This window comes from Erwinia persicina (genome assembly GCF_014838825.1).
Taxonomy (GTDB): Bacteria; Pseudomonadota; Gammaproteobacteria; order Enterobacterales; family Enterobacteriaceae; genus Erwinia; species Erwinia persicina_A.
In genome coordinates this window covers 289,577-313,017 of record NZ_JACYMO010000001.1, presented here as the reverse complement: position 1 = coordinate 313,017, position 23,441 = coordinate 289,577, and the positions used below count along the sequence as shown (strand labels likewise).

Sequence of the window (23,441 nt, the reverse complement as noted above, 5' to 3'; positions counted from 1 at the left end):
TGGAGTCAAGCATGTCCACACTGCGTTTACTGTTATCGGATTCCTGGGACCCCTGGTTTAACCTGGCCGTGGAAGAGTCTATTTTCCGCCAGATGCCGGCGACTCAGCGAGTGCTGTTTTTGTGGCGCAATGCCGAGACAGTCGTCATTGGCCGTTCGCAGAACCCGTGGAAAGAGTGCAATACGCGGCGCATGGAAGAAGATGGCATCCGCCTGGCGCGACGCAGCAGCGGCGGTGGCGCGGTGTTTCATGACCTCGGCAACTGCTGTTTTACTTTTATGGCCGGGAAACCGGAGTACGACAAAAGCGTGTCGACCGGGATTATTCTACGGGCGCTGGCGTCACTGGGTATTCAGGCTGAAGCCTCAGGCCGTAATGACCTGGTGGTGAATACGGCCGACGGGGTGCGTAAAATTTCCGGTTCTGCTTACCATGAAACCCACGATCGCGGTTTCCATCACGGCACCATCCTGCGCGATGCCGACCTCTCCCGCCTGGCCGATTACCTCAATCCTGACGTCAAGAAATTGCAGGCCAAAGGCATTACCTCCGTGCGCTCGCGCGTGGCGAATCTGGAAGAGCTGGTGCCGGGTATCACCTTTGAAGCGATTTGCAGCGCGGTGACGGCGGCCTTCTTCGACCATTTTGGCGAAGCATGCCAGCCCGAGCATATCTCCCCGACGTCCCTGCCCGACCTGCCCGGCTTCGAGGCGCAGTTCGCCAAACAGAGCAGCTGGCAGTGGAATTTCGGCCAGGCACCGCAGTTCCAGCATCTGCTGGATACCCGTTTTAGCTGGGGTGGCGTGGAGATCCACGTCGATGTTGAGCGTGGCAAGATCAGCCGCTGCCAGATTTTCAGCGACAGCCTGAACCTGACGCCGTTAGAACAGCTGGCAGAGCAGCTGCCCGGCACCGAGTATCGGCCGGAGGCGCTGGCAGCCAGGGTGGCACGGCTGAGGGAGGTGTTCCCTCAGCAGGCGGTGGAGCTGACGGAGCTGGAGCAGTGGCTGGCAGAAAGTATCCGCTAGCCGGGGCGGATGAAACGGGCCGGCCGGAAAAACAGGCCGCCCCGTGCGCCCGCCGTGATTACACCGCCATCACCACCACACACTGTCCGGCACGGACCGTCGACCCGGGCTCTACCCTGACTTCCTCGATCACACCATCGCACGGCGCCAGCAGCGGTATCTCCATTTTCATCGCTTCGATAATCACCAGTACATCACCTTGCGTGACACTGTCACCCACTGCGCACTTCACCTGCCACAGATTGCCCGCGATCGCACTCTCCACGGCCAGCAGCCCGGCGGCTAACGGGGCGTCCTCGCTCAACCCGGCGGCGGCCTCCTGGCTGTCAAAATGCGCCTGGCCGCTGGCGATCCAGCGTTCACGTTCGGCGTTGAACGCCGCGCGCTGATGCTGACGGAAATCGCTGATGCCCGTCGCCTGCTCCGCCAGGAACTGCTGATAGTCGGCCAGCGCCAGTTCGGTCTGCTCAATGCGTAACGGATAGCGCCCCAGCGGAAAATCGCGGCGAATACGCAGCAGCTCCTCTGCGGAGACCGGGTAAAACCGGATCTGGTCGAAGAAGCGCAGCAGCCAGGGTTTACCGCCGAAGTCGGCCACCTCACGGTAGCGGTTCCACATCTGCAGCGTGCGTCCGACAAACTGGTAGCCTCCCGGCCCTTCCATCCCGTAAACGCAGAGATAAGCGCCGCCAATCCCTACCGAGTTTTCCGCCGTCCAGGTGCGTGCCGGGTTATATTTGGTGGTCACCAGCCGGTGGCGCGGGTCAAGGGGAGTTGCCACCGGCGCGCCAAGATAGACATCCCCCAGCCCCATCACCAGATAGCTGGCGGCAAATACCGTGTCGAAGACCGCGTCGATATCCGGCAGATCGTTAATGCGGCGGATAAACTCCAGGTTACTCGGGCACCATGGTGCATCCCGGCGCACCGTGGTCATATATTTATCAATTGCCTGCTGGCAGGCGGGATCGTCCCACGACAGCGGCAGCCAGACGACCCGCGACGGTACGCGCAGATCCTGCAGTCCGGTTACTTTCTGCCACAGCCCGTCGATAATGCCGAGCAGTTCCTGCTGCGGCAGACGATCGGGTTGATAGTGGATTTGCAGTGACCGGATACCCGGCGTCAGGTCAATGACAGCCGGATGATTCAGGGCTTCCAGCGCCTGCATCAGCGCGTGGCCGCGAAAGCGCAGCACCAGATCCAGCTCCGGCGAGCCGATTTCCAGCAGCAGGTGGGTATCGCCGGACAGGCGTGCCACCAGGCGAGCGTCCTTTTCCCCCCGATCCAGCACCACCGGCGAGGTCAGCGCCGCCGGCTGCCACGCGGGCTCTGACGGAATAAGATCGGCCAGCTCCGCCTGACGCCCGGCGTAAAGCTGCCGGGCAGTGGCGATATCGACCGGCACAAAGCGCAGCCGGTCGCCAGCCTTAAGCTGGCCAATCTGCCACAAGTCGGCTTCGATCACCGTCACCGGGCAGACAAACCCGCCGAGGCTCGGGCCGTCCGGGCCGAGGATCACCGGCATGTCGCCGGTAAAGTCCACCGCGCCCACCGCATAGGGGTTGTCATGAATATTGGACGGATGCAGCCCGGCCTCGCCGCCGCTGTCGCGCACCCACTCCGGTTTCGGGCCGATCAGGCGCACCCCGGTGCGGCTCGAGTTAAAGTGAACCTCCCAGTCGGTCGCAAAAAAGGTATTAATATAATCTGCGGTGAAATACTCCGGTGACGCATGGGGGCCATAGATCACCCGCAGTAGCCGGCATGCCGGCAAATGTGGCACCAGCGCCGGTGGCAGGGTAACACCAGCACCAGGGTCAGTCAGGGTAGAGAGGTGCAGTACGTCCCCGGTGCGCAGTGCCCGCCCCGCATGGCCGCCAAACTGGCCCAGGGTAAAGGTGCTTTTACTGCCGAGGTAGTCCGGTACCACAATTCCACCGCGCAGGCAGAGATAGCTGCGCACCCCGGCGTCTTCCATACTGCCCAGCGTTAAGGTCGCGCCCGCCGGAATGGCGAACGTGCAGTTCATCGGCAGGGTTTCCCCCTCAAGCATCAGCGTCACCGGCGCGCCGCAAACCACCGCCACGCTGGCAGTATTGAAGCGCAGCGTCGGGCCTGTCAGCGTGATCTCCAGCGCGGCGGCGTCGGGAGGGTTATTCAGCAGGCGGTTGCCAAAGCGCAGCGCCCGGTCATCCATCGGGCCGGACGGCGGCACGCCCACGGCCCAGTAGCCGAGACGACCGGGATAGTCCTGTACCGTTGTCTGCGTCCCGGCACTCAGCACCTCGACCGTGGTGGCCTGGTAGCTTAGCCCGTCAAGGAAACGCGTCCAGGGTTCGCCGCGGACAAAAGGCGCTGAGTGGAGGATCTGCCGCAGATACTGACGATTGACCTCCACCCCGTACAGCCGCGTTTCACGGAGTGCGTCATCCAGCGCGGCCATCGCCAGCTCACGGGTAGCGCAGCAGGTGATGATTTTCGCCAGCAGGGGGTCGAAGAACGGCGGGATTTCGCAGCCGGACTCCACCCAGGTATCGATGCGCAGCCGTCTGCCGTCGGCGGGCGGAAAACTGACGTCGGTCAGCAGCCCCGGTGAAGGCTGGAACTGGCGACCGGGATCTTCGGCATAGACCCGGGCCTGAATGGCATGACCTTTAGGTGACAACGTCACTTTCAGCGCCGCCAGCGGCGGCAGTTCCCCGGCGGCCAGAGCAATCATCCAGCGTACCAGATCCACCCCCCACACCTGTTCCGTGACGCCGTGCTCCACCTGCAGGCGGGTATTCACTTCCAGGAACCAGAACTGCTCTGCGGCCGCGTCGTAAACGAACTCTACCGTTCCCGCGCTGCGGTAGCGGACGGCTTTGCCCAGCGTGATGGCGGCGGCACAGAGCGCCTCCGCCATGCCGTCGGGCAGGTTCGGGGCGGGGGTTTCTTCCATCACCTTCTGATTGCGCCGCTGCACCGAGCAGTCGCGTACGCCCAGGGCAATCACCTCGCCCTGCCCGTCGCCAAAAATCTGCACTTCCAGATGGCGGGCGCGCGCGATATATTTTTCAATAAATACCCCGGCATCGCTGAAGTTGTTCTGGCCCAGACGTTTTACCGCGTCAAAGGCCTGCAGCAGGCTGTCATCATCATGGCAGACGCGCATGCCGATGCCGCCGCCGCCGGCGGTACTTTTCAGCATCACCGGATAGCCCACCACGCGGGCCGCTGCCAGCGCAGCATCCACATCATCCAACAGGCCCGTCCCTTCCAGCAGCGGCACCTGCTGCTGTTTCGCCAGCGCCCGGGCGGTGTGCTTCAGGCCAAACAGGCGCAGCTGTTCGGCCGTCGGGCCGATAAAGGCAATGCCCGCCGCTTCACAGGCGTCGGCAAACGCGGCGTTTTCCGAAAGAAAACCGTACCCCGGATGGATGGCCTCTGCGCCACTCTCCCGCGCCGCAGTGATAATCTTCTCCACGTCCAGATAGGTCTGCGCCGCCGGGCCTTCTCCCAGACTGATGGCGCTGGCGGCCTCGCGGATGTGCAGGCTGCTGGCATCCGATTCGGAAAATACGGCAATCCCCGTCACGTCCATCTCACGCAGGGTACGTAAAATACGGCACGCAATCGCGCCACGGTTAGCAATCAGCAGTTTTTTGAACATCAGGAAGACTCACACCAGGGCGGGCCGTCCCGCCAGAATCATGGCCGCCTGAGGTCGTCCTCAGGGGATAAAAGCGTTTGATCAGCCGATCAGTTCCACACCAGCACTTCGGCAGCAGTCGGGTTCCAGCCGTTGCAGGGGTTATTGAGCTGAGGACAGTTGGAGATCAGCACAATGACATCGCATTCGGCGCGCAGCTCGACATACTTACCGGCGGCGGAAATGCCATCTTCGAAAGTCAGCCCCCCCTCTGGCGTTACCGGTACGTTCATAAAGAAGTTGATATTGGCGGTAATATCCCGCTTATTCAGCCGCCCGTCGTGCAGGCAGGCGCAGAGAAAATTGTCGCGGCAGCTGTGCATATGCCGGGTCCCGGCGTGGTAACGCACGGTGTTGCTCTCCTGAGAACAGGCACCGCCAAGCGTGTCGTGACGGCCACAGGTATCGGCAACAAGGGTCAGCAGCGGGTTGCCCAGATTGGAATAGAGCACGCTGCCGGTGGTCAGGTAGGCATTGTTCTGGCGGCGCAGGGTACGCTGGGCGTCATAGCGCTCCCGCGGGCTGGCCGCGCGGTAGAACAGCGTATCCACCGCCTGGTTGCCCTCCAGATCGTGCAGCCGGACGGTCTGGCCTTTTTTCACCTCAAACAGAAAGGGTTCCCCGGCCGGGATGGTGTGGCGATATACAGCCTCAGCGGGCTGTTTTTCACTGGCAGTTAATGTCATCGGGGGCTCCTTAAAGGGCAAAGCGCGTCATGTTGTCGAAGGCGCGCTGGTTTTCCGGGCGGGACGTTTTGCACCCTGCGGTCACCGCATCGCTGGCATCGTGCAGGCTTATCTGCACCGGACGCGGGCGGTATGCCGGGTTCGGATCCATCGGGTGCGGCAGCGCGGTCAGCACCACCAGCACGTCCATCGGGGCATACAGTTCTACCGTGCTGCCCGGCGCGGAGTGACGGTCGTGGAAGGTGAATGCGCCTTGCGCATCAACGGTGACCTTGCTGAACAGATTAAGCACCATGTGCAGATCCTCCAGACCGAGGTTCCATTTGCCCATTTCAACCAGCAGGTTATCCAGCCCGTTGCGGTGGAAATCGTTGCGCCGCTCCTGATAGCGCCCCTGGCCGTATTTTTCTGCCGTTTCACTGGCGTTCAGTACGCCGCCGAAGCTGTCATGCCAGCCGCAGGTGTCGGTGACGATCGCCGTCAGCACGCGGCCCATATCAGAATAGAGACAGTGCCCGGCCGTCAGTCTGGCGGTGTGCTGCCCTTTCAGCGTGTCCGGCAGATTCAGCCGTTCGCTTTTCTCATGGGCGTTAAACAGCATCAGGCTGACGTTGGCCCCACCTTCGGTGTCAGTGAGGCGCAGAAGCTGGCCTTTTTTTATCACCAGCGAGGTGTGACCGCCGCCGGGTAACGTTTCTTCACAGGGATGGGTCATGGGATATCTCCTGATTCAGGGAAAGTGTCGCCAGTGCCGGGTGCGGGATCACCGTACCGGGCGACTGACGCTGCCGCAGTCGGGTTTCGTTCAGCGGCAGATCGTAAGTAATGCGGGCCCCCCAGGCGTTCGGCTCGTGCGGGTCAATACGCACTTTGTCGAACACCAGCAGCCGGGTACCGAGGTTGAACCCCTCTGACAGGTCGTGGGTCACCATAAACACCGTCAGCTGAGTTTCCTGCCACAGCGACAGCAGCAGCGCATGCATATCTTTGCGGATGCCGGGGTCGAGCGCGCCGAAGGGTTCGTCCAGCAGCAGGATGCGCGGGCGCATAATAAATGCCTGCGCAATCGCCAGCCGCTGCTGCATCCCGCCGGACAGCTGGGCAGGATATTTCTCCAGAGCATGATCTAACCCCACGCGCACCAGCATCTCCGCCGCCTGCTCGCGCGCCGCTTTTTTTCGCCGGCCAAAAAGACGTCCGATCAGCGGTGCCTGCGACAGTTCCAGACCGATGGCGACGTTATCCAGCACGTTCAGATGCGGAAACACCGAGTAGCGCTGGAAGACCACGCCCCGGCTGGGGTCCGGTTCGGCCTTCAGCGGCTGCCCCTCCAGCAGGAGGCGGCCACGGCTGGGTTTTTCCTGCCCCAGCAGCAGGCGCAGAAAGGTGGATTTACCGCAGCCGGAGGCACCGACGAGGGTGCAGAACTCCCCTTCACTGATGCTCAGGTTGAGGTTTTCCAGCACCACGTGGTTGCCGTACTCCTGCCACAGCTGTCTGACTTCGATAAAACTCATGATTTTTCTCCCTGAGCCCAGGGGAAGCACAGCCGGTTAAGGCGACGCAGCCCGAGATCCATCAGCCAGGCCAGCAGCGTGATCCAGATGACGTACGGCAGGATCACGTCCATCGCCATATAGCGGCGCACCAGAAAGATGCGGTACCCCAGTCCGGCGGTGGCGGAGATCGCTTCGGCGGAGATCAGAAACAGCCAGGCGGAGCCCAGCAGCAGGCGCAGCGAGGTCAGCAGCCGGGTCAGTAACTGCGGTAACACCACCCGCAGTACCACCGTCCAGCTGCTGGCACCGAGGGTCTGAGCCTTGATCAGGATCTCTGGCGGGATCTCCCGCGCCCGCTGCTCCAGGTCACGTGCCAGCATCGGCGTGATGCCAATGACGATCAGCATGATTTTCGACAGCTCATCCAGCCCGAAGACGATAAACAGCACCGGGAGAATGGCCAGCGGCGGCACCATGGAAACCACCGTCATAAACGACGACAGCGGCGATCGCCACAGCGGAAAAACCCCGGAGGCAATGCCGAAGGCCAGCCCCAGAACGGAAGCGATCCCCAGCCCGATCAGCAGACGCCCCAGGCTGACGGCGGTATCCATCCACAGCAGATAGTCGCCGCTGCGTTTATCCGGCGTGAACGCCATACGCTGTACCGCATCAATCATCTGCCCCAGCCCGGGCAGCAGCTTGTCGTGCGGATTGGCGTCCAGCCGCACTGCCGAGCCGATAAAATAAGCCGCGATGACCAGCACGAACGGCAGCAGGACCAGCATCACGTGCATGCCCCGGTCAGGGTGTCGGTTAATTTGCCGCATGGTGCAGGCTCCTCAGGGGTGAATTACAGGGTGCCGGCCGCCGCCATTTTCAGGTAGCTGTCGTCAAAGCGCAGTTTGATGTTGCCGCTGTCACCCTGCGTGACGTTGCCGGGGAAGCTCATGCCGATAAAGTCAGCGCTCAGTGCGCCGTCACCGAGCAGGCCCTTTTCAAAAGAGAAGTCCGCCACGCGCTGCATGGTTTTCGCCAGCGCCGTGCCACTGACAAACGCAAGATTATCGGCCGGGGTGTAAAACAGGTGGGTGGTTTTTAACTGCGCCTGGTAGCCGCTGAGGTCAGTGCCGGAGGCTGAAGCCATGGCACTGAGCGCGGCGTGATCGCCCGCTTTCATCTGCGCCATCACTTCATACCACGCGCCGGTCAGGGCTTTACCGAGGGCCGGGTTATCTTTCAGCACCGCGCTGTTGACCACCATCATGTCGATCAGCTCGCCGGGCACCTGGGAAGACTCAAAGACCTCGGTGGTATCGGGGGTGTTTTTGATCACCGACAGCTGCGGATTCCAGGCCACGGCGGCCTGCACGCTGTTGGTGGCAAAGGCAGAGACAATATCGGCGTCCGAGGTGTTTACCACGGTGACATCTTTTTCCTGCAACCCGGCTTTTTCCAGCCCGCGCACCAGCAGATAGTGGGATACCGACAGCGCCGGCAGGTAGACTTTCATTCCTTTCAGATCCTTCAGGGTTTTACCTTTGCCCTTCAGTACCACGCCGTCGTTGCCTTCGGAATAGCTGCCGAGGATCAGCGCGGTAGAGTCCACGCCCCCGGCCGCCGGAATGGTCAGCGCATCCATATTGGTCATGGTACAGCCGTCAAACTGGCCAGCGGTGTACTGGTTAATGGATTCGATATAGTCGTTGAGCTGGGTGACGTGAATTTTAATGCCGTATCTGGCCGCCCATTTGTCGATGATACCGGCGCTGGCAATCTGGCCCCAGGGCATCCATCCGGCATAAATGGTCCAGCAGACGTTAAATTCTTTTTTTGCGGCGGCCTGGGAAGGCACGCTGACCAGCGCTGTCACGCTGAGAAGGCAAATGCTGAGGATGCGGGCAAGTTTCATTGTAACCTCGGTGTTGGCGGAAAAAACGGGGCAGCGCGACACCAGAGGTGTTGCTGTCTCCCGGGCTTTTATCCCGCCGTGTAACCCCAACCGAGGTCGCCAGCTCTCGGACCAGTCATCCACCGTGTGGACCGGAACCCTAGCCTGCTATTGTGATCAGTTATCGGTGTAACGCTGCTGCTGTTAGTAACAGAGCAAAAGTTGTGCCAGAACGCTTTTAGCAGTAAAACAGTGAGTTATCGTTAACGCTTTGCGTAAAACGATCGCCGATGGGGCATCATTTTCTGGCAGAGTGCATCAGAAGTGTGCAGTGTGGAAATAAACGCCCGTCTCATCTTACCTGCAGGCCGGAGAACCATGACACAGTCTCACTCGTTACGAAAAAAAGCGCTGATTGCCGGTGCCGTCGGCAACTTTATTGAGTGGTATGAATTCGCGGTTTACGGTTTTCTTGCCACGATCATTGCCCGCAACTTTTTTACCCTGCAGGGTGAATCAGCACTGACGGGCATTATCCTGACCTGGGCCGCCTTCGCCATTGCCTTTTTCTTCCGCCCGCTCGGCGCAATGGTGTTCGGCCGCATCGGTGACAGAATAGGCCGCAAGCCCACGCTGGTGGCGGTGCTGATCCTGATGACGCTGACCACCGCTGCGATTGGTCTGGTGCCGGTTTATGCCTCTATCGGTCTGGCCGCCCCGCTGATCCTCACCCTGCTGCGCATTCTTCAGGGGCTGTTTGCCGGCGGGGAGTACGGCGGGGCTGTTTCCCTGATGACCGAGTTCGCCCCGAAAGGCAAACGCGGCCTGTATGGCGCCTGGCAGTCGCTGACCGTGGCCTTTGGCCTGCTGGCCGGGGCGGCAATGGTCGCGGTGCTGACGGCGACCCTGAGCGACGAGGCGCTGCACAGCTGGGGCTGGCGGATACCTTTTCTGACGGCGCTGCCGCTGGGCCTGGTTGCCCTGTGGCTGCGTATGCAGCTGGAAGAAACCCCGACCTTTAATCAGGCAAAAACACAGCCTGATGCGCCGCGCGGCGGGCTGCTGTTCCGGGTGATCCTGCTGGGCATTGGCCGGGTGATGGTCTGGTCGGCGGCGGGGTATACCTATCTGGTGGTGATGCCGACCTACTTACAGTCGGTGCTGCACACCGGGCTGAACCAGGCGCTGGTGATTGCCGTGCTTTCGAATGTGGGTTTTGCCCTCACCATCCTGCCTGCGGGGATGCTCAGCGACCGCCTCGGCCGCCGTAACGTGATGGTGTTTGCCAGCGTGATGCTGCTGATCTTTGCCTGGCCGCTGCTGAAAGTGCTGCAGATGCCCGACATCAGTTTGCTGGTGAAGTGCCTGGTGGTGATGTTTGCAGGGGGACTGGTGGGCCTGCTGGCTGGACCGGGGCCCGCCATGCTGTCTGAGATGTTCCCCACCCACGTTCGCTATACCGGGCTGGGGCTGGCCTATTCCCTTTCTAACGCCCTGTTCTCTGGCTGCGCAGGGTTAATTATCAGCGGGCTGATCAAACAGACCGGTAATAATGATATTCCGGCGTTTTACGTGATGGCGACCGCCGTTGTCAGCATCGCCGCCTTGATGACGCTGCGGGCTGACGACCACCGCCGGGCGCTGGATGAGTGATGGCAGCCGTTCGTTCAGGCAGGCTCTGGCGAACGGCAACATCATCATACCTTTAACCGCCACCGGAGTGCCGTTAATAACAAAGCGCTGCCAAGGGTGCAGGCGGCCATGCCGAGCACCCGCAGCGGATGATAGGGAAACCACAAGAAAAAGAGGGCACTGAGAACAGATACACCGACCACACAGCCCCAGCGCCAGGGCACAAAAGCCATGATCAATAATGCCGGGCAGGCAAGGTAATAAAAATAAAAAGAGACAAACATTAATCCCACGCTGCGGTGGGAAACGATCTGATAATGGCTCGCATACCACGTATGTAATGTCTGATAGCCCGCCACCATTAGCACCGCACAGGCAATAAACAGCCCCACCCTGACCGCATGACGTTTCATGACGTAATCCATTTTTCATTCACTGCCGTCAACGCCAGCCGCCGACAGACACCGTGCCGGATTATGCCGGACTTTACCCGGCAAGATCACGCCTGTTTTTTTAACTCAGCGCCGCCGCCGGGACAATATGCTGCCCCGGCGGAGCGTTCAGCGCAGAGGCCAGCAGCGCCCGGGCAATATTTTCCGCCGGGTTAAGCCGCAGGCTTTTGGGCAGGACAGGTCCCGCCACGCTCAGTATCCGCATCATCAGCGATTCCACCGGACGTGGGGCCTGACGCTCACCGCCAATCAGGCCCGGCCGGACCAGCGTCAGCGAGTCAAACCCCAACCGGGCCAGATCGCGCTCCAGTTCCCCCTTAACCCGGTTGTAGAAAAAGCGCGAGTCCACATTCGCGCCAGCCGCTGAGTTCAGCACGCAGGTCGCGGTGCCCTGCGCTCTGACCCGCCGGGCGAAGGCCAGCGGATAGTGGTAGTCGACGCGTGTAAACGCTTCACGGCTTTTAGCCTGCTTCATGGTGGTGCCGAGCGTACAAATCATCGCATCAACCTGCCACCAGTCCGCCGCCTCGGGTAAATGGTCGAAATCCACGATCGGGGCCAGCAGCCTGGGGTGCGCCGGCAGCGTACGCCGCACCGGGGCCACCACCGAGGTGACCCGGGCATCCGCCAGCGCCAGCCGCAACAGGTGCCCGCCCACCAGTCCACTGGCCCCAACCAGCAGCAGTTTCATCTCAGGCTCTCCCGGCGAACTGGTCAATCGCCTGCGCCACCGGGGTGCTGCCATCGGTCAGTTCGATGATTTTGTGCGTCACCTGCGGCTGTCCGACCAGGGTTGCCAGGGCGGCAGCAACGTTATCACGGGAAATGTTGCCATAGGGGATGGCCAGTCCGGCGGTGACGTTGCCGTTTCCGGCATCGTCCACCAGCGTGCCGGGACGCAGGATCACCCAGTCCAGATCGCTGGCAGCCAGATGCACATCGGCCTGCTTCTTCACCGCCATATAGTTTTCAAAGGTGTCCGACCCGGCTTTACCCCGCCCGGCTTCCGGGAAGGCAGACACCAGCAGAAAACGTGCAACACCTGCCTGGGTGGCCGCGGCGACCGCCAGTTCCAGCCCTTTGCCATCGATGGCATTCGTGGTTTCCATACCGCCTTTGCCGCCTGCGCCGGCGGTGAAGACCACACAGTCACAGCCGCGCATCAGCCCGGCAAAGTCAGGCACGCTCAGGGCCGTCAGGTCTCCCTGAACGGTATCCGCGCCCAGACTTTTCAGTTGCTCACCCTGTTCGCTATGACGATGAAGCCCCACCGGCTGATGGCCCTGCTCTGCCAGCTGACTCACCAGACGGCGGCCAATCTGGCCCGCTGCACCAATAATAAATACCTTACTCATCACGATCTCCGGAAAATGAACCTGTCTTACATCTTAGCTTATTCACTGTGACCCGCCTCGCAGTTGGGTGAACGCGCGTACCGTTCAGCTTTCCCCAACGGGGATCGACTGAAAGGGATACACCCTGCGAAAATGGCACGGTAAGAAGGAACTTCTGGAGCAGATCACAAATAATGCAGCGCCGGAACCCGTCCGGCGCTGCTCAGGCAGGTCAGATCAGAGGTGTTTCTTCAGCAGATCGGCCAGCGCCGTCATGCCCTTGATGATTTTTTCATCACTGTGGGTGGAGTAGCTGAAGCGGGCAAAATTATCGCGCTGCACCGTCGGGAAGAAGGTGGCACCCGGCACCCAGACCACTTTCGCCTCTGGCACCGCATGCTCCAGCATAAATTTCGCCGTATCAAAGCCTTCCGGGAACTCCATCCAGGTAAACAGGCCACCGTCAGGATCGGTCCAGCTGATCCCCTGCGGGAATTCGCTTCTGACCACCGACAGCATGGTTTCTTTCTTACGCAGATACTGTGCCTTGATGGTCTGGATATGATCGTCAATATTGTACCTTTCCAGATACATCGAGACTGCGGCCATGTTCAGGGTGCTGCACTGTGTATCTGCCGCCAGCTTCAGCAGGCCCAGCTTCTCGGTGATCTCAGCAGAGGCCACAGACCAGCCGAGACGCAGGCCCGGGGCGAGGATTTTGGAGAAGCTACCGAAGTAAATCACTCGTCCTTGCGTATCCATGCTTTTCAGCGTGGGTACTTTATCCCCCTGATAGCGGACTTCGCGGTATGGCGAGTCTTCCAGAATAATAAAGTCATACTGGTTGGCCAGCTGGATCAGATGCTGTCGACGCGCCAGCGACAGCGTTATTCCGGTCGGGTTATGGAAGTCCGGGACGGTATACAGCAGCTTAATGCGCTGCCCCTCTTTCAGCTTCTGCTCCAGTACGTCGGTCATCAGCCCCTGCTCGTCCATCGGGATCGCCAGATAGCCCGGCTGGCAGGTATTAAAGGCGATCAACGCGCCGAGAAAGGTCGGGGCTTCAGTAGCGATCAGGTCACCGGGGTTAATCAGCAGCCTGGCTGCCAGGTCCAGCCCCTGCTGGCTGCCCTGCAGGATCAGCACCTGATCTTCTTCACAGATGATCCCATCAGCGGCCATACGTTGTGCTATCTGCTGGCGCAGCTTTGGCATCCCGGTGGAGTGGGTATATTGCAGCGAGACTTCGCCAGGACCTGAAAGCAGTTCGCCAAAAATAGCCTGAAGTTCCCGCGCCGGAAACAGGCTGGAGTCCGGATAACCGCCGCCGAAGGAAATAATCGTGGGATCTGCACCGAACTGCAGCAATTGCCTGATGGCAGAAGGCTTTACACCCTCCATTCTGTCCGCGTAACGCGTGGTCATGTTCCGTATTCTCTTTAAGGGTATTGGGCTGGAATAACGTTATGAGAAACGGGTATAAGCTGTCAATTAATTAACTTTTTATTTCAGTTTGATGGCGTTTTTTAACGTCGTTTCTCTTAGAAATAACCGCAGGTTCTCCCTCTTCTGCTTCGACCTCCATGGGGCCACCAGTCGCAGGAAGCGATTTATTTCGCCTGACGAGGCCAGAGAAGTCGCGGACATCAAGGCAATTTTTGTGATGCTCGTCACGCCTCTCTTGTTCATATATTTTGAATATTACTGGCAATTTATTCCGCTATCAGTTGATTATTAGCAGGCGTAGTATTTATCACATCAAGGCGACACGCCTTATCTTATAAAAATACCCTGAGGAATACATTATGAAAACCATCAAAACTTTCGTCGCTGTTGCCGCCCTGTCTCTGATCTCCTTCGGCAGCTTTGCCCAGAGCGTTACCGCCACCGCCTCTACCCTGTCCGCAGCAGAAGCGCAGATTGCCGCGCAGGCCCAGCAGGCGGGCAGCAGCTACAAAATCACCGAAGCCAACTTTAATAACGGCGTGCACATGACCGCTGAACTGATTAAATAAGTGGCCTTCTGATTTAATAAAAAGCCCCGAAAGGGGCTTTTTTATTGACGTTAAAAAGACAGTGTCACTACGCCGACGCCACCCTTTTTTGCACTACCTTCCGCACCACCGCCTCCTGCATCGCATTGCAAGGCGGGTGGTTGAAAGCGCCCGGTAACTCCCTCCCGGCCCATGCGGGTGGCGGCGGCAAAGTCGGTCTCTTTCAGCAGGTGCAAACGGCCGCCAGACACCAGATCGCAGAAAAACTGCAGCCGGTCAGTTCGATCCCGTTCTTCCCGTGTCGATATCAATCCGCTCAGAAGAGGCGCAGCATGAGGCCATGCTTTAGCATGGTCGCCAGACGGGCCTTTCTGCACCAGAATAAACAGGAACGATTGAAATGACGGCGGAGAATGATGATGCGAATACCGATCCTTTTACTGCTTACTTCCCTTTTACCCCAGGCACACGCGGCGGCGGACAGCGGCTGCCCGCAACGGTGTTATGTAGAAAACAGCCGCTGCGACCGGGACAGCGGCAGCGGCTGCAGCAGTACCCTGCAGCGCTGCCTGCAGTCGTGCGGCCGCTAGCGGCAACCCTCAGACGTGATCCCGACTTAACGGGATCACCAGCGGCGTGCCGTAGAATGGATCGTCAATAATCCGGCAGTTGAGGTCAAAAACGGTTTTTACCAGCGCCTCGCTGAGGATCGCCTGCGGTGCGCCTTCGGCCACCACGCCCCGCTGGTGGACGGCGATCAGATGGTCGGCGTAGCGGCAGGCAAGATTCAGATCGTGCAGCACCATAACGATGGTTTTATTCTGCTGCCGGTTAAGGTCGCGCAGAAGATCCAGCACCTCAATCTGATGGGCCAGATCGAGAAAGGTCGTGGGCTCATCCAGCAGCAGAATGCCGGTGTTCTGCGCCAGCGTCATGGCAATCCAGACCCGCTGCCGCTGCCCGCCAGAAAGCGCTTCAACCGGGCGATCCGCCAGTTCGATGGTGCCCGTACGCTGCAGGGCGGCGTCCACTTCCGCCTCATCCTGTGCTGACCACTGCTGCAGCCAGTTCTGCCACGGGTAACGCCCCAGGCTCACCAGCTGGCGCACGTTAATCCCTTCCGGGGCCACCGGACTCTGCGGCAGGATCGCCAGTTCCTGTGCCACGTTGACTGTGGATTTCTGCTGGATGTCTCCCCCGTTGACCCATACCGAGCCGCTGTGAGGTTTAAGCAGGCGGGCAAACGCGCGCAGCAGCGTGCTTTTGCCGCTGCCGTTACTGCCGATCAGGACCGTCACTTTGCCCTTTGGCAGCGAAATGTCCAGATCGTCAATAATGGTCTGATTCTGGTAACTCAGGGTCAGACTGCGGGCGGCGATGGCCGTCATAACTCAGCTTCCTTAGTGACGCTGTGCGATCAGCAGATATAAAAAGAACGGCGTACCAAGCACGGCGACAAAAATGCCCGCGGGCAGATCGGCCGGCAGAAAAAGTACCCGGCCGATCAGGTCAGCCAGCATCAGCACCATGGCACCCACCAGGGCACTCATCAGCGCCTGTCCGGTAAAGCCGGGGGAAACCAGCCGTTTGCCAATGTGTGGGGCAATCAGCCCGACAAACGCCATCGCCCCGCCCCAGGCAATGGCTACGCCAGCCAGCGCCACGCTTACCAGCAGCAGCCCGCCGCGCTGCCACTCTACGCGTACGCCAATCCCCCCCGCCAGGCCCGGATCCAGCTGCTGCACGATCGCCTGTCGCGCCAGCCAGACCAGCAGCGGCAGGATCGCCAGCAGCCACTGTGCCAGCGCTGTTGCCTGCGACCAGGTGGCACCGTAGACGCTGCCCGTCAGCCAGAGATACGCCGACAGCGTGGTGGTCAGCGGGCTGAAGACCAGCACCAGCGTAGTCACCGCCCCCAGCAGCGCCGAAATGCCCACGCCGATCAGCACCAGCCGCAGCGGTGAAGCACCCTGCTTCCAGGCCAGCAGCCAGACGCAGCCGGTTGCCAGCCCGGCCCCGGCCATGACCGCCAGCGGCAGCAGACCGTCGCCCCATGTCAGGCTGAAAAAAGCCAGATAGAGCACGGCGGCCGTTCCGGCACCGCTGGTGATGCCCAGCAGGTCGGGCGAGGCCAGCGGATTACGGATGATACTTTGCAGGATCAGTCCCGACACTGCCAGCGCGCCGCCCACCAGTCCCGCCAGCACGATGCGCGGCAGGCGCAGCTGCTGAATAATAAACGTCATACCGCCCGGATCGTCGCTGACCAGCAGTCGCAGGACGGTTAACGGTGACATTGTCACTTTACCCTGGGTCAGCGACAGCAGCATGACCAGCAGCAGTGCGACCGTCGCCAGCAGCACCCGCCCTGCGGTACTCAGGTTGATCTGCCGGGAGAAGCCGCCGCGCCGGAAGGTGATCATCTTATCCATAACGTCCTCCGCGCCGTGCCAGCCAGATAAAGAACGGCGCGCCGAACAGCGCGGTCATCACCCCGACCGGCACCTCCTGCGGCAGGATCACCACCCGCGCCAGCATGTCGGCCAGCAGCAGCAGCAGCGCCCCGCCCACCGCACAGCCCGGCAGCAGCCAGCGGTGGTCGATGGAAAGGGTTCTGCGCACCATATGTGGTACCACCAGACCAATAAAGCCAATGCTACCGGCCAGCGCCACGGCGCAACCGGCCAGCACCACAATCAACCCTGCCAGCAGCAGCCGGATGCGTCCGGCGTGCTGTCCCAGCGCGGTGGCGATGTCGTCTCCCGCGTTCATCACATTCAGCTGTCCGGCAAACAGCAGTGCCATACCCAGCCCCAGCGCACTGAGCGTCAGAACGGGCCAGACTGCCGACAGTTCGCGTTCGGTCAGCGATCCGGCCAGCCAGAACAGCACCGTATCCAGGCCCTGCTGATCGATAACCAGCAGGGCCTGGCTGAAGGCGGTAAACAGGGCGGTGATCGACGCCCCCGCCAGCACAATGCGCAGCGGATTTAAGCTGCCGCGCCCCGCCGTGCCGATGGTCCACACCAGCGTGCCTGCCAGCGCCGCGCCGGCAAAGGCGCACCACAGTAAGCCGTTCAGGGAGGCAACGGAGAACAGCGAGCTGCAGAGAATAATCAGAAAAGTCGCGCCGGCATTGATGCCAAACAGGCCGGGCGAGGCAAGAGGATTACGCGTCAGCGCCTGCATCAGCGCCCCGGCTACCGCCAGGCTGGCCCCCACGGACAGCGCCATCAGGGTACGCGGCAGGCGGGAGGTGGTAACGAGGATATGCTGCAGGTTCATGGCATCATGGCGGACCAGCGCACCCCAGACCTGCGGCAGAGAGATCCAGCTGGCCCCGGTCATCAGACTGAGCACCACCGCGCAGGCCAGAAGCAGCGTCAGCAGGCCGAGCTTCAGCGCGGGGCTCATGCTGCCGTCTCCGTCAGTAACAGACGTTCAATGTCGTCCAGTACCGCACTGGCGGCGATAATTCCGCCCGACAGTACCCAGGTCACACTGTCCACCTGCCACACCCGGTGATGCTGCGGTGCCTGCATTTGCCGCCACAGCGGATGCCTGACCAGACTTTGATAGTTTTCCCGCACCACGGCTTTTTCCGCGTGCAGCATCACGAAGAACAGGTCTGCGTTGACCACCGGCAGGCTCTCGCGTCCGCTCAGTTTGATCGACACGCCTGTTCCCTGCCGGGCGGCCTCATTCCAGGTGAAACCCAGCTCGTTGAGGATCGTACCGGGAAAACTCTGCGGCAGGTAGCTGCGCAGGTGGTCAGCCCGGATATCGAGCACCGAAACGGTCAGCGGCCAGCGAGCAGCAAAATGCTGTGCCAGCAGGCCGCGCAGCCGGGTGACACGCTGCGTGAAGCGGGTCAGCAGATCCCGTGCCCCCTGCTGACGATTGACCGCCGCGCCCACGGCGCGGACGGTCTCTCTGAATTCAAAGACGTTATCCAGCATGACCAGCGGCGCGATCTGTTTCAGCAGCGGTGCCAGCGCCTGATGGCGAAATCGGGAGGCGATAATGACGTCCGGCCGCAGCAGGACGATGTCTTCCAGGCTGGGCTGGGTTTCAAGCCCGACGTGCGGCACGTTCTGAAGCGCCGCACGCAGATAGCGGTAAGTGGGTTTTTCACTCCATGAATCCACGACCGCACAGGGGATCACCCCAAGGGCCACCGCGGCGTCTGTGGCCCCCTGGAACAGCGTGATCACCCTGAGCGGTGCTGGGGTGGCGCGGGCCGGAGCCAGAAAACAGGCGGCCACAACCCCCGCCCCCAGCCGCAGCAGATAGCGTCGTTCAGGACAGGGTAAGACCTCAGAAATCAACGTTGTAACCCAGCGTCACCGTGCGTCCACGACCGGAGAAGTAGCGGTCAGGCTCCACCAGCGCGCTCTGCGAATAATAGGTCACATACTGTTTATCAAACAGGTTGGAGACCGCCAGGTTAATCCGTCCGCGCGGCAGCTTGTAGCCCACGGCAGCATCAATCAGCGCGTAGCCGGTAAAGTCTTTATCTTCCTCATCAAATTCGCGGCTCAGCGCCCAGTTGGCCTGAATAAACGAGGTCCACTGGGGTGACCAGTTGGCAGACCAGCTGGCGATAATGCGGTCGGGAGAGACGTTAAGGCCGTCGAGTTTCGCATCCAGGCTGCCGTTATCATCGCTGTCATAGCGGCCGCGCATGTGGGAATAGCTCAGTTTCAGACGGTGATCGTCGTTCACTGCATAGCCCAACGTGCCTTCAAACCCGTCTATTTTCGTTTTCTCACGGCGCGTGACATACATATCCCCGACGCGGTCAACGCGGCTGCCAAGTTTCGACTTTGACTCGTAGTAGCTGAGTTCAAAGTCAAACGGCTGCTGATCCACGCGGAAGCCGTATTCGGTATTCTCCGTCACAATCGGCTGCAGATTCAGGAAGGTGCCGGCGCTCATGCCCGGCTGATTGATACCGCGCAGCACGCGGCCCACGTCCGGCATGGCAAAGCCCTGCGAATAGTTGGCAAACAGGCTCAGCGGCGCTATCGGCGTCCAGACGGCACCGACGTTGTACAGCGTTTTATCAAAGTCCGGCTTGCCCCCTTCCACCGTGACGCTGTTAGCGCTGGCAATGGTCTGGTAACTGTCGATATCCAGGCGGGCATACTCATAGCGCACGCCGCCCGACAGTTTGAGCGATTCGACAGGCGTCACTTCCAGCTGTAAGAACGGTGACAGGTCGGTGTACTTGATTTCCGGGACATAGGTACGCCCGGTTCCCCACAGATCCTGCTTTGACTGGTCAAACAGCGTATCGAAGCCCAGCGTTACCTTCAGATAGTCGTCCCAGATATCCGCTTTGGTCAACGCCATCTTGGTACCGTACTTGGTGGTGACCGCACGCGACTGATCGTACAGCGTACCGACAGGCGCAATGCTGGGATCCTGGAATGAACCGGACAGCGCAGAACCGAACAGGGCTTCATAATGCTGATAATACGCCAGCGCCGTCAGCTGCATGCCGGCCAGGTTGTAGTTGTCATAGGTCACTGCGGTGTTCCACACGCTGTTATGCGGCGCATCGCCTTCCGGGGTACCCTTGATCGAGGTGGTGGGAATGCCGCGATCGCGATCCCCGGTGACGCTCAGGTAGTCATTCTTGCCCTTAAGCTGGTAATAGCTGGCACTGAGCTGGATACGCTGATCGTCGTCCAGCCAGTAGCCCACCTTCCCCAGCAGGTCATAGGCGCGTGAATCCATCAGGTCACCCTGGGTGTTATCTACACCGACCGGACGGTTGTTGCCGTCAAGGTACAGGCCCTGATCCTCATAGCTCGCCGAGAACAGGTAGTCGAGATACTCTTCGCGGCCATTCACGCTGTAGGTGGACTTATAGCTCATGGTATCGCCCTTCAGCTGCGAGGTGGGCGATGAGGTTTCGATGCCAAAATGCTGATTCAGCGCCCCCGGCTCCGGTCGTTTGGTGATCAGGTTGATCACCCCGCCCGCCGCGCCAATGCCGTTGCTGGCGTTTGCGCCGTGGATCACCTCAATGCGTTCAATCATCGAGGCATCAATGGTGTGCATTTCCCGCCCGGTGGGACGCAGCGGGTTCGACTGCGGAATGCCGTCAATCATCACCAGCGGCGTGCGGCCGCGCAGGGTTTCACCGCTGCCGCTCATTTTCTGCCGGCTGGGCGAGAAAGAAGGCAACAGGTTGCTGAGGATCTGCGAGGTGTCAGAAGTGATCTGTCTCTGCTGCTCAATCTGCTGCTTTGTAATGATGGTGACGACCTGCGGTGAATCTTTCTTTTCGCTGGCGGTACGGCTGGCGCTGACCACCATATCCGCACCGTCGCCCGCCGTCTCTTCTGCATACAAAGGCCCTGCCAGCAGCAGTGGCATCAGCGAATAAAGCGCCCTGACTTTCATCTCACGATCCTTTTACCTGGGGAAAACCCGCCCTTCGGGCAGGCTAAATGCGCCTGACGGCACCAGTGAAAATGCGAATGGGATTATTATCATTATCATTTACGGTAACAACCGGAATAATTAGACATTTTTCCTTACGCCTTGCTTACACTGTGAAAGAGAACCGATTCCACCCTGCACAACCCACTGAATTAAAATAATAAAAAGAGATTAAGCACGCATTTCTCACTGCCCGACCCTTGCCGTTCTTTTGCTTTAAAATGTGATCATCATCACACGTTACCGTCTCAAAATTAGCGTAACCGAGTCTAAACGCGCCGGTAATACAGACTTAATCCTGACAAAAGCGGCGATTAATGAGTTCAGCTCATGACGTCTAGATGCCCGGCGTACTCAATTCGCCTGCGGGAATGGCCTAAGATGAAAGCTCACAACACGAGGAAGAAGTCATGATTGAGATTATTAAAAGCGGCAGTCAACCTGCTGTCGCAGGCCCGGCCGACTATTTCACCGGCACGGTCAGCATCGATGCCCCGTTTAACGCCAGCGCACCGGCCCGTACAGGCGGTGCAACCGTGACCTTTTCAGCCGGTGCGCGTACCGCCTGGCACACCCACCCGCTTGGGCAGACGCTGATTGTCACAGCAGGTCAGGGCTGGGTGCAGGAATGGGGCAAAGAAGCCCAGGCGATTGCCTGCGGAGATATTGTCTGGATCCGTCCCGACGTTAAGCACTGGCACGGTGCCGGGGCGGATGCCGCGATGACCCATATTGCCATTGCCGAAGCGCAGGAGGGCAACGTGGTGGACTGGCTGGAACACGTCAGCGAGGCGCAATATCCGGGTTAATGCGGCTTTTGCCGCAAAGACGGAGCCCCTGCCGCCGGAATGTTTAGCGTCATGACTTATGAATTTTTCGCATCAGTCAAGGGGAAGGCTTACACTGCCGGTACCAAGCGAACGGCGTGCCGGAGTAAAACGTGTTAAAAGAAAACGTTAACGATCTCATCTCTCTGATGGTGGTCGCTCAGGAGCGCAGCTTTACCAAAGCTGCAGCCCGACTGGGCGTATCGCAGTCGGCCCTCAGCCATTCGATCCGCGCGCTGGAGGAGCGTCTGCAGCTTCGTTTACTGACGCGTACCACGCGCAGCGTGGCTCCGACCGAAGCGGGCGAAAAGTTAATTAATGCTATCGCTCCCCGCATGAATGAGATTGAATCCGAACTGATTGCCTTGACGGAAATGCGCTCCGTCCCGGCCGGCAACCTTCGCCTCACGGCCGGTGAACACGCGGTCACCACCACGCTGTGGCCCGCCCTTCAGCCCTTTTTAGCGCACTATCCCGAGGTGAATGTCGAGATCGCCGTGGACAATACGCTGACTGATATTGTCAGCGGCCGCTTCGATGCCGGGGTCCGCCTGGGTGAACAGGTGGCGAAAGACATGATTGCGGTGCGCATCGGTCCCGCCTGGCGTATGGCGATCGTCGGGTCACCGGCGTATTTTTCCCGCCACGGCCGCCCGCAAACGCCACAGGAACTGCAACATCATCGCTGTATTAACCGGCGTCTGCCGACCATGGGCGACCTGTATGCCTGGGAGTTTAAGCAGGGTCAGCGGCAGATCCGCGTGCGGGTAGAAGGCCAGCTGGTCGTTGACAGCCTTGAACCCCGCATTGCTGCGGCAATCGCCGGCCTGGGCCTGGCCTGCGTACCGGAGGACAGCGTAGAGACAGCATTGGCCAGCGGCAGCCTGGAGCAGGTACTGGTCGACTGGATCGAGCCGTTTACCGGGTATTATTTATATTATCCCAGCCGTAAGCAGCATACGGCGGCTTTTTCCCGCCTGATCGAGGCTCTGCGTTATCCACGTCAGGAATAAGCCCTTCCCGCTGCTCACTTCAGACAAGATAGCGGTTAAACCAGGCAATCGTCCTCTCCCACGCCAGGTCAGCAGCGGCTTTGTCGTATCGCGGCGTCGAATCATTGTGGAAGCCGTGATCCACCCCTTTATACACGTAGCCTTCATACACGTTATGATTCGCCTTCAGCGCGGCCTCATACGCAGGCCACCCTTCATTAATGCGCGTATCCCGCTCCGCATAGTGCAGCAGCAGCGGAGCCTTAATTTTCGGCACATCTTCGACTTTCGGCTGACGACCATAGAACGGCACGGCGGCCGCTAATTCAGGCCAGGCCACCGCTGCCGCATTCGCCACCCCGCCGCCATAGCAGAAGCCGATGATACCCACTTTGCCGCTGGCCGCCGGGAACTGCATCATAAATTCGATCGCCGCAAAAAAGTCATTCATCAGCTTTTCCGGGTCAATCTGCTGCTGCAGCTCGCGCCCTTTTTCATCGTTGCCCGGGTAGCCGCCGACAGAGCTTAATCCGTCAGGGGCCAGGGCGATAAACCCGGCTTTTGCCACCCGCCGGGCCACGTCTTCGATATAGGGATTCAGGCCGCGATTTTCATGCACCACCACCACCGCCGGCACCCGCCCGGTGACCTTCGCCGGGCGCACCAGGTACCCTTTTACGCTGCCGTGGCCCTGGGGTGACGGGTAGTGAATATACTCCGCACGGATATCAGGATCGGTAAATTCAACCTGCTGCGCCAGGGCATAATTCGGCGTCAGCAGGGTCCCCAGCGCTGCCGCTGACAGGCCACCGACGACAAATTTTGCGGCGAGATCGAGAAACTCACGCTTGCTGATTTTTCCATGGACGTAGTAGTCAAAATAGTTGAGCAGTTCAGGCGGGAAGTCTTTTGCCGTCATACGTGTCATGCGTCAGGCTCCGTTCGGGGCGGGTCAGAGG

21 protein-coding genes and 1 riboswitch are annotated in these 23,441 nt (G+C 60.1%); of the genes, 5 read left to right on the top strand and 16 right to left on the bottom strand.

The window, feature by feature from the left end; genetic code table 11:
- The first annotated feature begins 11 nt into the window (after positions 1-11).
- Positions 12-1,028, top strand: coding sequence for a lipoate--protein ligase A (locus tag IFU29_RS01435; RefSeq protein ID WP_191932341.1), 1,017 nt, complete (start codon positions 12-14; stop codon positions 1,026-1,028).
- A 58-nt stretch (positions 1,029-1,086) separates the two neighbouring features.
- Here IFU29_RS01435 and uca read toward each other — a convergent pair whose 3' ends face one another.
- From uca to IFU29_RS01405, 6 genes are all read right to left on the bottom strand, one after another.
- Positions 1,087-4,683, bottom strand: coding sequence for an urea carboxylase (gene uca, locus IFU29_RS01430; RefSeq protein WP_191932340.1), 3,597 nt, complete (start codon positions 4,681-4,683; stop codon positions 1,087-1,089).
- Between the two features lie 89 nt (positions 4,684-4,772).
- Positions 4,773-5,408 (bottom strand): urea amidolyase associated protein UAAP2, encoded by a 636-nt coding sequence (locus IFU29_RS01425; protein WP_191932339.1) that lies wholly within the window; start codon positions 5,406-5,408, stop codon positions 4,773-4,775.
- A 10-nt stretch (positions 5,409-5,418) separates the two neighbouring features.
- The gene (locus IFU29_RS01420) at positions 5,419-6,123 is read right to left on the bottom strand and encodes an urea amidolyase associated protein UAAP1 (protein ID WP_191932338.1); all 705 of its coding nucleotides are present in this window, start codon (positions 6,121-6,123) and stop codon (positions 5,419-5,421) included.
- Positions 6,107-6,925 (bottom strand): ABC transporter ATP-binding protein, encoded by an 819-nt coding sequence (locus IFU29_RS01415; protein ID WP_191932337.1) that lies wholly within the window; start codon positions 6,923-6,925, stop codon positions 6,107-6,109. The genes IFU29_RS01420 and IFU29_RS01415 overlap by 17 nt, the downstream gene beginning before the upstream one ends.
- A complete protein-coding gene (locus IFU29_RS01410) occupies positions 6,922-7,737 on the bottom strand; it encodes an ABC transporter permease (RefSeq protein ID WP_191932336.1) in 816 nt (271 codons plus the stop codon). The genes IFU29_RS01415 and IFU29_RS01410 overlap by 4 nt, the downstream gene beginning before the upstream one ends.
- Before the next feature lie 23 nt (positions 7,738-7,760).
- A complete protein-coding gene (locus IFU29_RS01405) occupies positions 7,761-8,819 on the bottom strand; it encodes a putative urea ABC transporter substrate-binding protein (protein WP_191932335.1) in 1,059 nt (352 codons plus the stop codon).
- 55 nt (positions 8,820-8,874) lie between these two features.
- Positions 8,875-8,973: riboswitch (guanidine-I (ykkC/yxkD leader) on the bottom strand.
- Between the two features lie 203 nt (positions 8,974-9,176).
- Between IFU29_RS01405 and IFU29_RS01400 the strand changes: the two genes are divergently transcribed.
- Positions 9,177-10,451: an MFS transporter gene (locus IFU29_RS01400; RefSeq protein WP_191932334.1), complete on the top strand. Its 1,275-nt coding sequence runs from the start codon at positions 9,177-9,179 to the stop codon at positions 10,449-10,451.
- A 44-nt stretch (positions 10,452-10,495) separates the two neighbouring features.
- On the opposite strand, the gene IFU29_RS01395 is transcribed toward IFU29_RS01400, so the two are convergent.
- The 4 genes from IFU29_RS01395 to IFU29_RS01380 all read right to left on the bottom strand — a co-directional run bounded on the left by IFU29_RS01395 (position 10,496) and on the right by IFU29_RS01380 (position 13,641).
- Entirely contained in the window at positions 10,496-10,843 is a 348-nt protein-coding gene (locus IFU29_RS01395; RefSeq protein WP_191932333.1) for a hypothetical protein, read from the bottom strand.
- Between the two features lie 100 nt (positions 10,844-10,943).
- Entirely contained in the window at positions 10,944-11,573 is a 630-nt protein-coding gene (locus tag IFU29_RS01390) for an NAD-dependent dehydratase (RefSeq protein WP_191932332.1), read from the bottom strand.
- A 1-nt stretch (position 11,574) separates the two neighbouring features.
- Complete coding sequence (locus IFU29_RS01385; protein WP_191932331.1) at positions 11,575-12,237, bottom strand: SDR family oxidoreductase; 663 nt, start codon at positions 12,235-12,237, stop codon at positions 11,575-11,577.
- Positions 12,238-12,453: 216 nt separating this feature from the next.
- Positions 12,454-13,641 (bottom strand): aminotransferase-like domain-containing protein, encoded by a 1,188-nt coding sequence (locus IFU29_RS01380; RefSeq protein ID WP_191932330.1) that lies wholly within the window; start codon positions 13,639-13,641, stop codon positions 12,454-12,456.
- Between the two features lie 380 nt (positions 13,642-14,021).
- Here IFU29_RS01380 and IFU29_RS01375 point away from each other — a divergent pair, with 380 nt between their 5' ends.
- Positions 14,022-14,231 carry a YdgH/BhsA/McbA-like domain containing protein gene (locus IFU29_RS01375; protein ID WP_062743301.1) on the top strand — a complete coding sequence of 70 codons (210 nt, stop codon included), beginning with the start codon at positions 14,022-14,024 and terminating at the stop codon, positions 14,229-14,231.
- A 578-nt stretch (positions 14,232-14,809) separates the two neighbouring features.
- Here the strand turns inward: IFU29_RS01375 and IFU29_RS01370 are convergent.
- The 5 genes from IFU29_RS01370 to IFU29_RS01350 are packed head-to-tail and all read right to left on the bottom strand — an operon-like array spanning position 14,810 to position 20,624.
- Positions 14,810-15,598, bottom strand: coding sequence for an ABC transporter ATP-binding protein (locus IFU29_RS01370; RefSeq protein ID WP_191932329.1), 789 nt, complete (start codon positions 15,596-15,598; stop codon positions 14,810-14,812).
- A gap of 12 nt (positions 15,599-15,610) precedes the next feature.
- Positions 15,611-16,642 (bottom strand): FecCD family ABC transporter permease, encoded by a 1,032-nt coding sequence (locus IFU29_RS01365; protein WP_191932328.1) that lies wholly within the window; start codon positions 16,640-16,642, stop codon positions 15,611-15,613.
- Positions 16,635-17,624 (bottom strand): FecCD family ABC transporter permease, encoded by a 990-nt coding sequence (locus IFU29_RS01360; RefSeq protein WP_191932327.1) that lies wholly within the window; start codon positions 17,622-17,624, stop codon positions 16,635-16,637. The genes IFU29_RS01365 and IFU29_RS01360 overlap by 8 nt, the downstream gene beginning before the upstream one ends.
- The gene (locus tag IFU29_RS01355; RefSeq protein WP_191932326.1) at positions 17,621-18,538 is read right to left on the bottom strand and encodes an ABC transporter substrate-binding protein; all 918 of its coding nucleotides are present in this window, start codon (positions 18,536-18,538) and stop codon (positions 17,621-17,623) included. Before IFU29_RS01355 ends, IFU29_RS01360 begins: the two co-directional genes overlap by 4 nt.
- Entirely contained in the window at positions 18,528-20,624 is a 2,097-nt protein-coding gene (locus IFU29_RS01350) for a TonB-dependent receptor (protein WP_191932325.1), read from the bottom strand. Before IFU29_RS01350 ends, IFU29_RS01355 begins: the two co-directional genes overlap by 11 nt.
- Before the next feature lie 452 nt (positions 20,625-21,076).
- Here IFU29_RS01350 and IFU29_RS01345 point away from each other — a divergent pair, with 452 nt between their 5' ends.
- Complete coding sequence (locus IFU29_RS01345; RefSeq protein ID WP_342214445.1) at positions 21,077-21,472, top strand: (R)-mandelonitrile lyase; 396 nt, start codon at positions 21,077-21,079, stop codon at positions 21,470-21,472.
- Between the two features lie 131 nt (positions 21,473-21,603).
- Positions 21,604-22,503, top strand: a complete 900-nt coding sequence (locus IFU29_RS01340; RefSeq protein WP_191932323.1) for a LysR substrate-binding domain-containing protein — start codon at positions 21,604-21,606, stop codon at positions 22,501-22,503.
- 19 nt (positions 22,504-22,522) lie between these two features.
- Here IFU29_RS01340 and yghX read toward each other — a convergent pair whose 3' ends face one another.
- Entirely contained in the window at positions 22,523-23,410 is an 888-nt protein-coding gene (yghX, locus tag IFU29_RS01335) for a YghX family hydrolase (protein WP_191932322.1), read from the bottom strand.
- Positions 23,411-23,441 lie beyond the last annotated feature (31 nt).

What these genes read in the sequence shown, in the direction of transcription:
- IFU29_RS01435 (WP_191932341.1), top strand. Translation starts at nt 12, where the DNA reads ATGTCCACACTGCGTTTACTGTTATCGGATTCCTGGGACCCCTGGTTT.
- uca (WP_191932340.1), bottom strand. Translation starts at nt 4,683, where the DNA reads ATGTTCAAAAAACTGCTGATTGCTAACCGTGGCGCGATTGCGTGCCGT.
- IFU29_RS01425 (WP_191932339.1), bottom strand. Translation starts at nt 5,408, where the DNA reads ATGACATTAACTGCCAGTGAAAAACAGCCCGCTGAGGCTGTATATCGC.
- IFU29_RS01420 (WP_191932338.1), bottom strand. Translation starts at nt 6,123, where the DNA reads ATGACCCATCCCTGTGAAGAAACGTTACCCGGCGGCGGTCACACCTCG.
- IFU29_RS01415 (WP_191932337.1), bottom strand. Translation starts at nt 6,925, where the DNA reads ATGAGTTTTATCGAAGTCAGACAGCTGTGGCAGGAGTACGGCAACCAC.
- IFU29_RS01410 (WP_191932336.1), bottom strand. Translation starts at nt 7,737, where the DNA reads ATGCGGCAAATTAACCGACACCCTGACCGGGGCATGCACGTGATGCTG.
- IFU29_RS01405 (WP_191932335.1), bottom strand. Translation starts at nt 8,819, where the DNA reads ATGAAACTTGCCCGCATCCTCAGCATTTGCCTTCTCAGCGTGACAGCG.
- IFU29_RS01400 (WP_191932334.1), top strand. Translation starts at nt 9,177, where the DNA reads ATGACACAGTCTCACTCGTTACGAAAAAAAGCGCTGATTGCCGGTGCC.
- IFU29_RS01395 (WP_191932333.1), bottom strand. Translation starts at nt 10,843, where the DNA reads ATGAAACGTCATGCGGTCAGGGTGGGGCTGTTTATTGCCTGTGCGGTG.
- IFU29_RS01390 (WP_191932332.1), bottom strand. Translation starts at nt 11,573, where the DNA reads ATGAAACTGCTGCTGGTTGGGGCCAGTGGACTGGTGGGCGGGCACCTG.
- IFU29_RS01385 (WP_191932331.1), bottom strand. Translation starts at nt 12,237, where the DNA reads ATGAGTAAGGTATTTATTATTGGTGCAGCGGGCCAGATTGGCCGCCGT.
- IFU29_RS01380 (WP_191932330.1), bottom strand. Translation starts at nt 13,641, where the DNA reads ATGACCACGCGTTACGCGGACAGAATGGAGGGTGTAAAGCCTTCTGCC.
- IFU29_RS01375 (WP_062743301.1), top strand. Translation starts at nt 14,022, where the DNA reads ATGAAAACCATCAAAACTTTCGTCGCTGTTGCCGCCCTGTCTCTGATC.
- IFU29_RS01370 (WP_191932329.1), bottom strand. Translation starts at nt 15,598, where the DNA reads ATGACGGCCATCGCCGCCCGCAGTCTGACCCTGAGTTACCAGAATCAG.
- IFU29_RS01365 (WP_191932328.1), bottom strand. Translation starts at nt 16,642, where the DNA reads ATGGATAAGATGATCACCTTCCGGCGCGGCGGCTTCTCCCGGCAGATC.
- IFU29_RS01360 (WP_191932327.1), bottom strand. Translation starts at nt 17,624, where the DNA reads ATGAGCCCCGCGCTGAAGCTCGGCCTGCTGACGCTGCTTCTGGCCTGC.
- IFU29_RS01350 (WP_191932325.1), bottom strand. Translation starts at nt 20,624, where the DNA reads ATGAAAGTCAGGGCGCTTTATTCGCTGATGCCACTGCTGCTGGCAGGG.
- yghX (WP_191932322.1), bottom strand. Translation starts at nt 23,410, where the DNA reads ATGACACGTATGACGGCAAAAGACTTCCCGCCTGAACTGCTCAACTAT.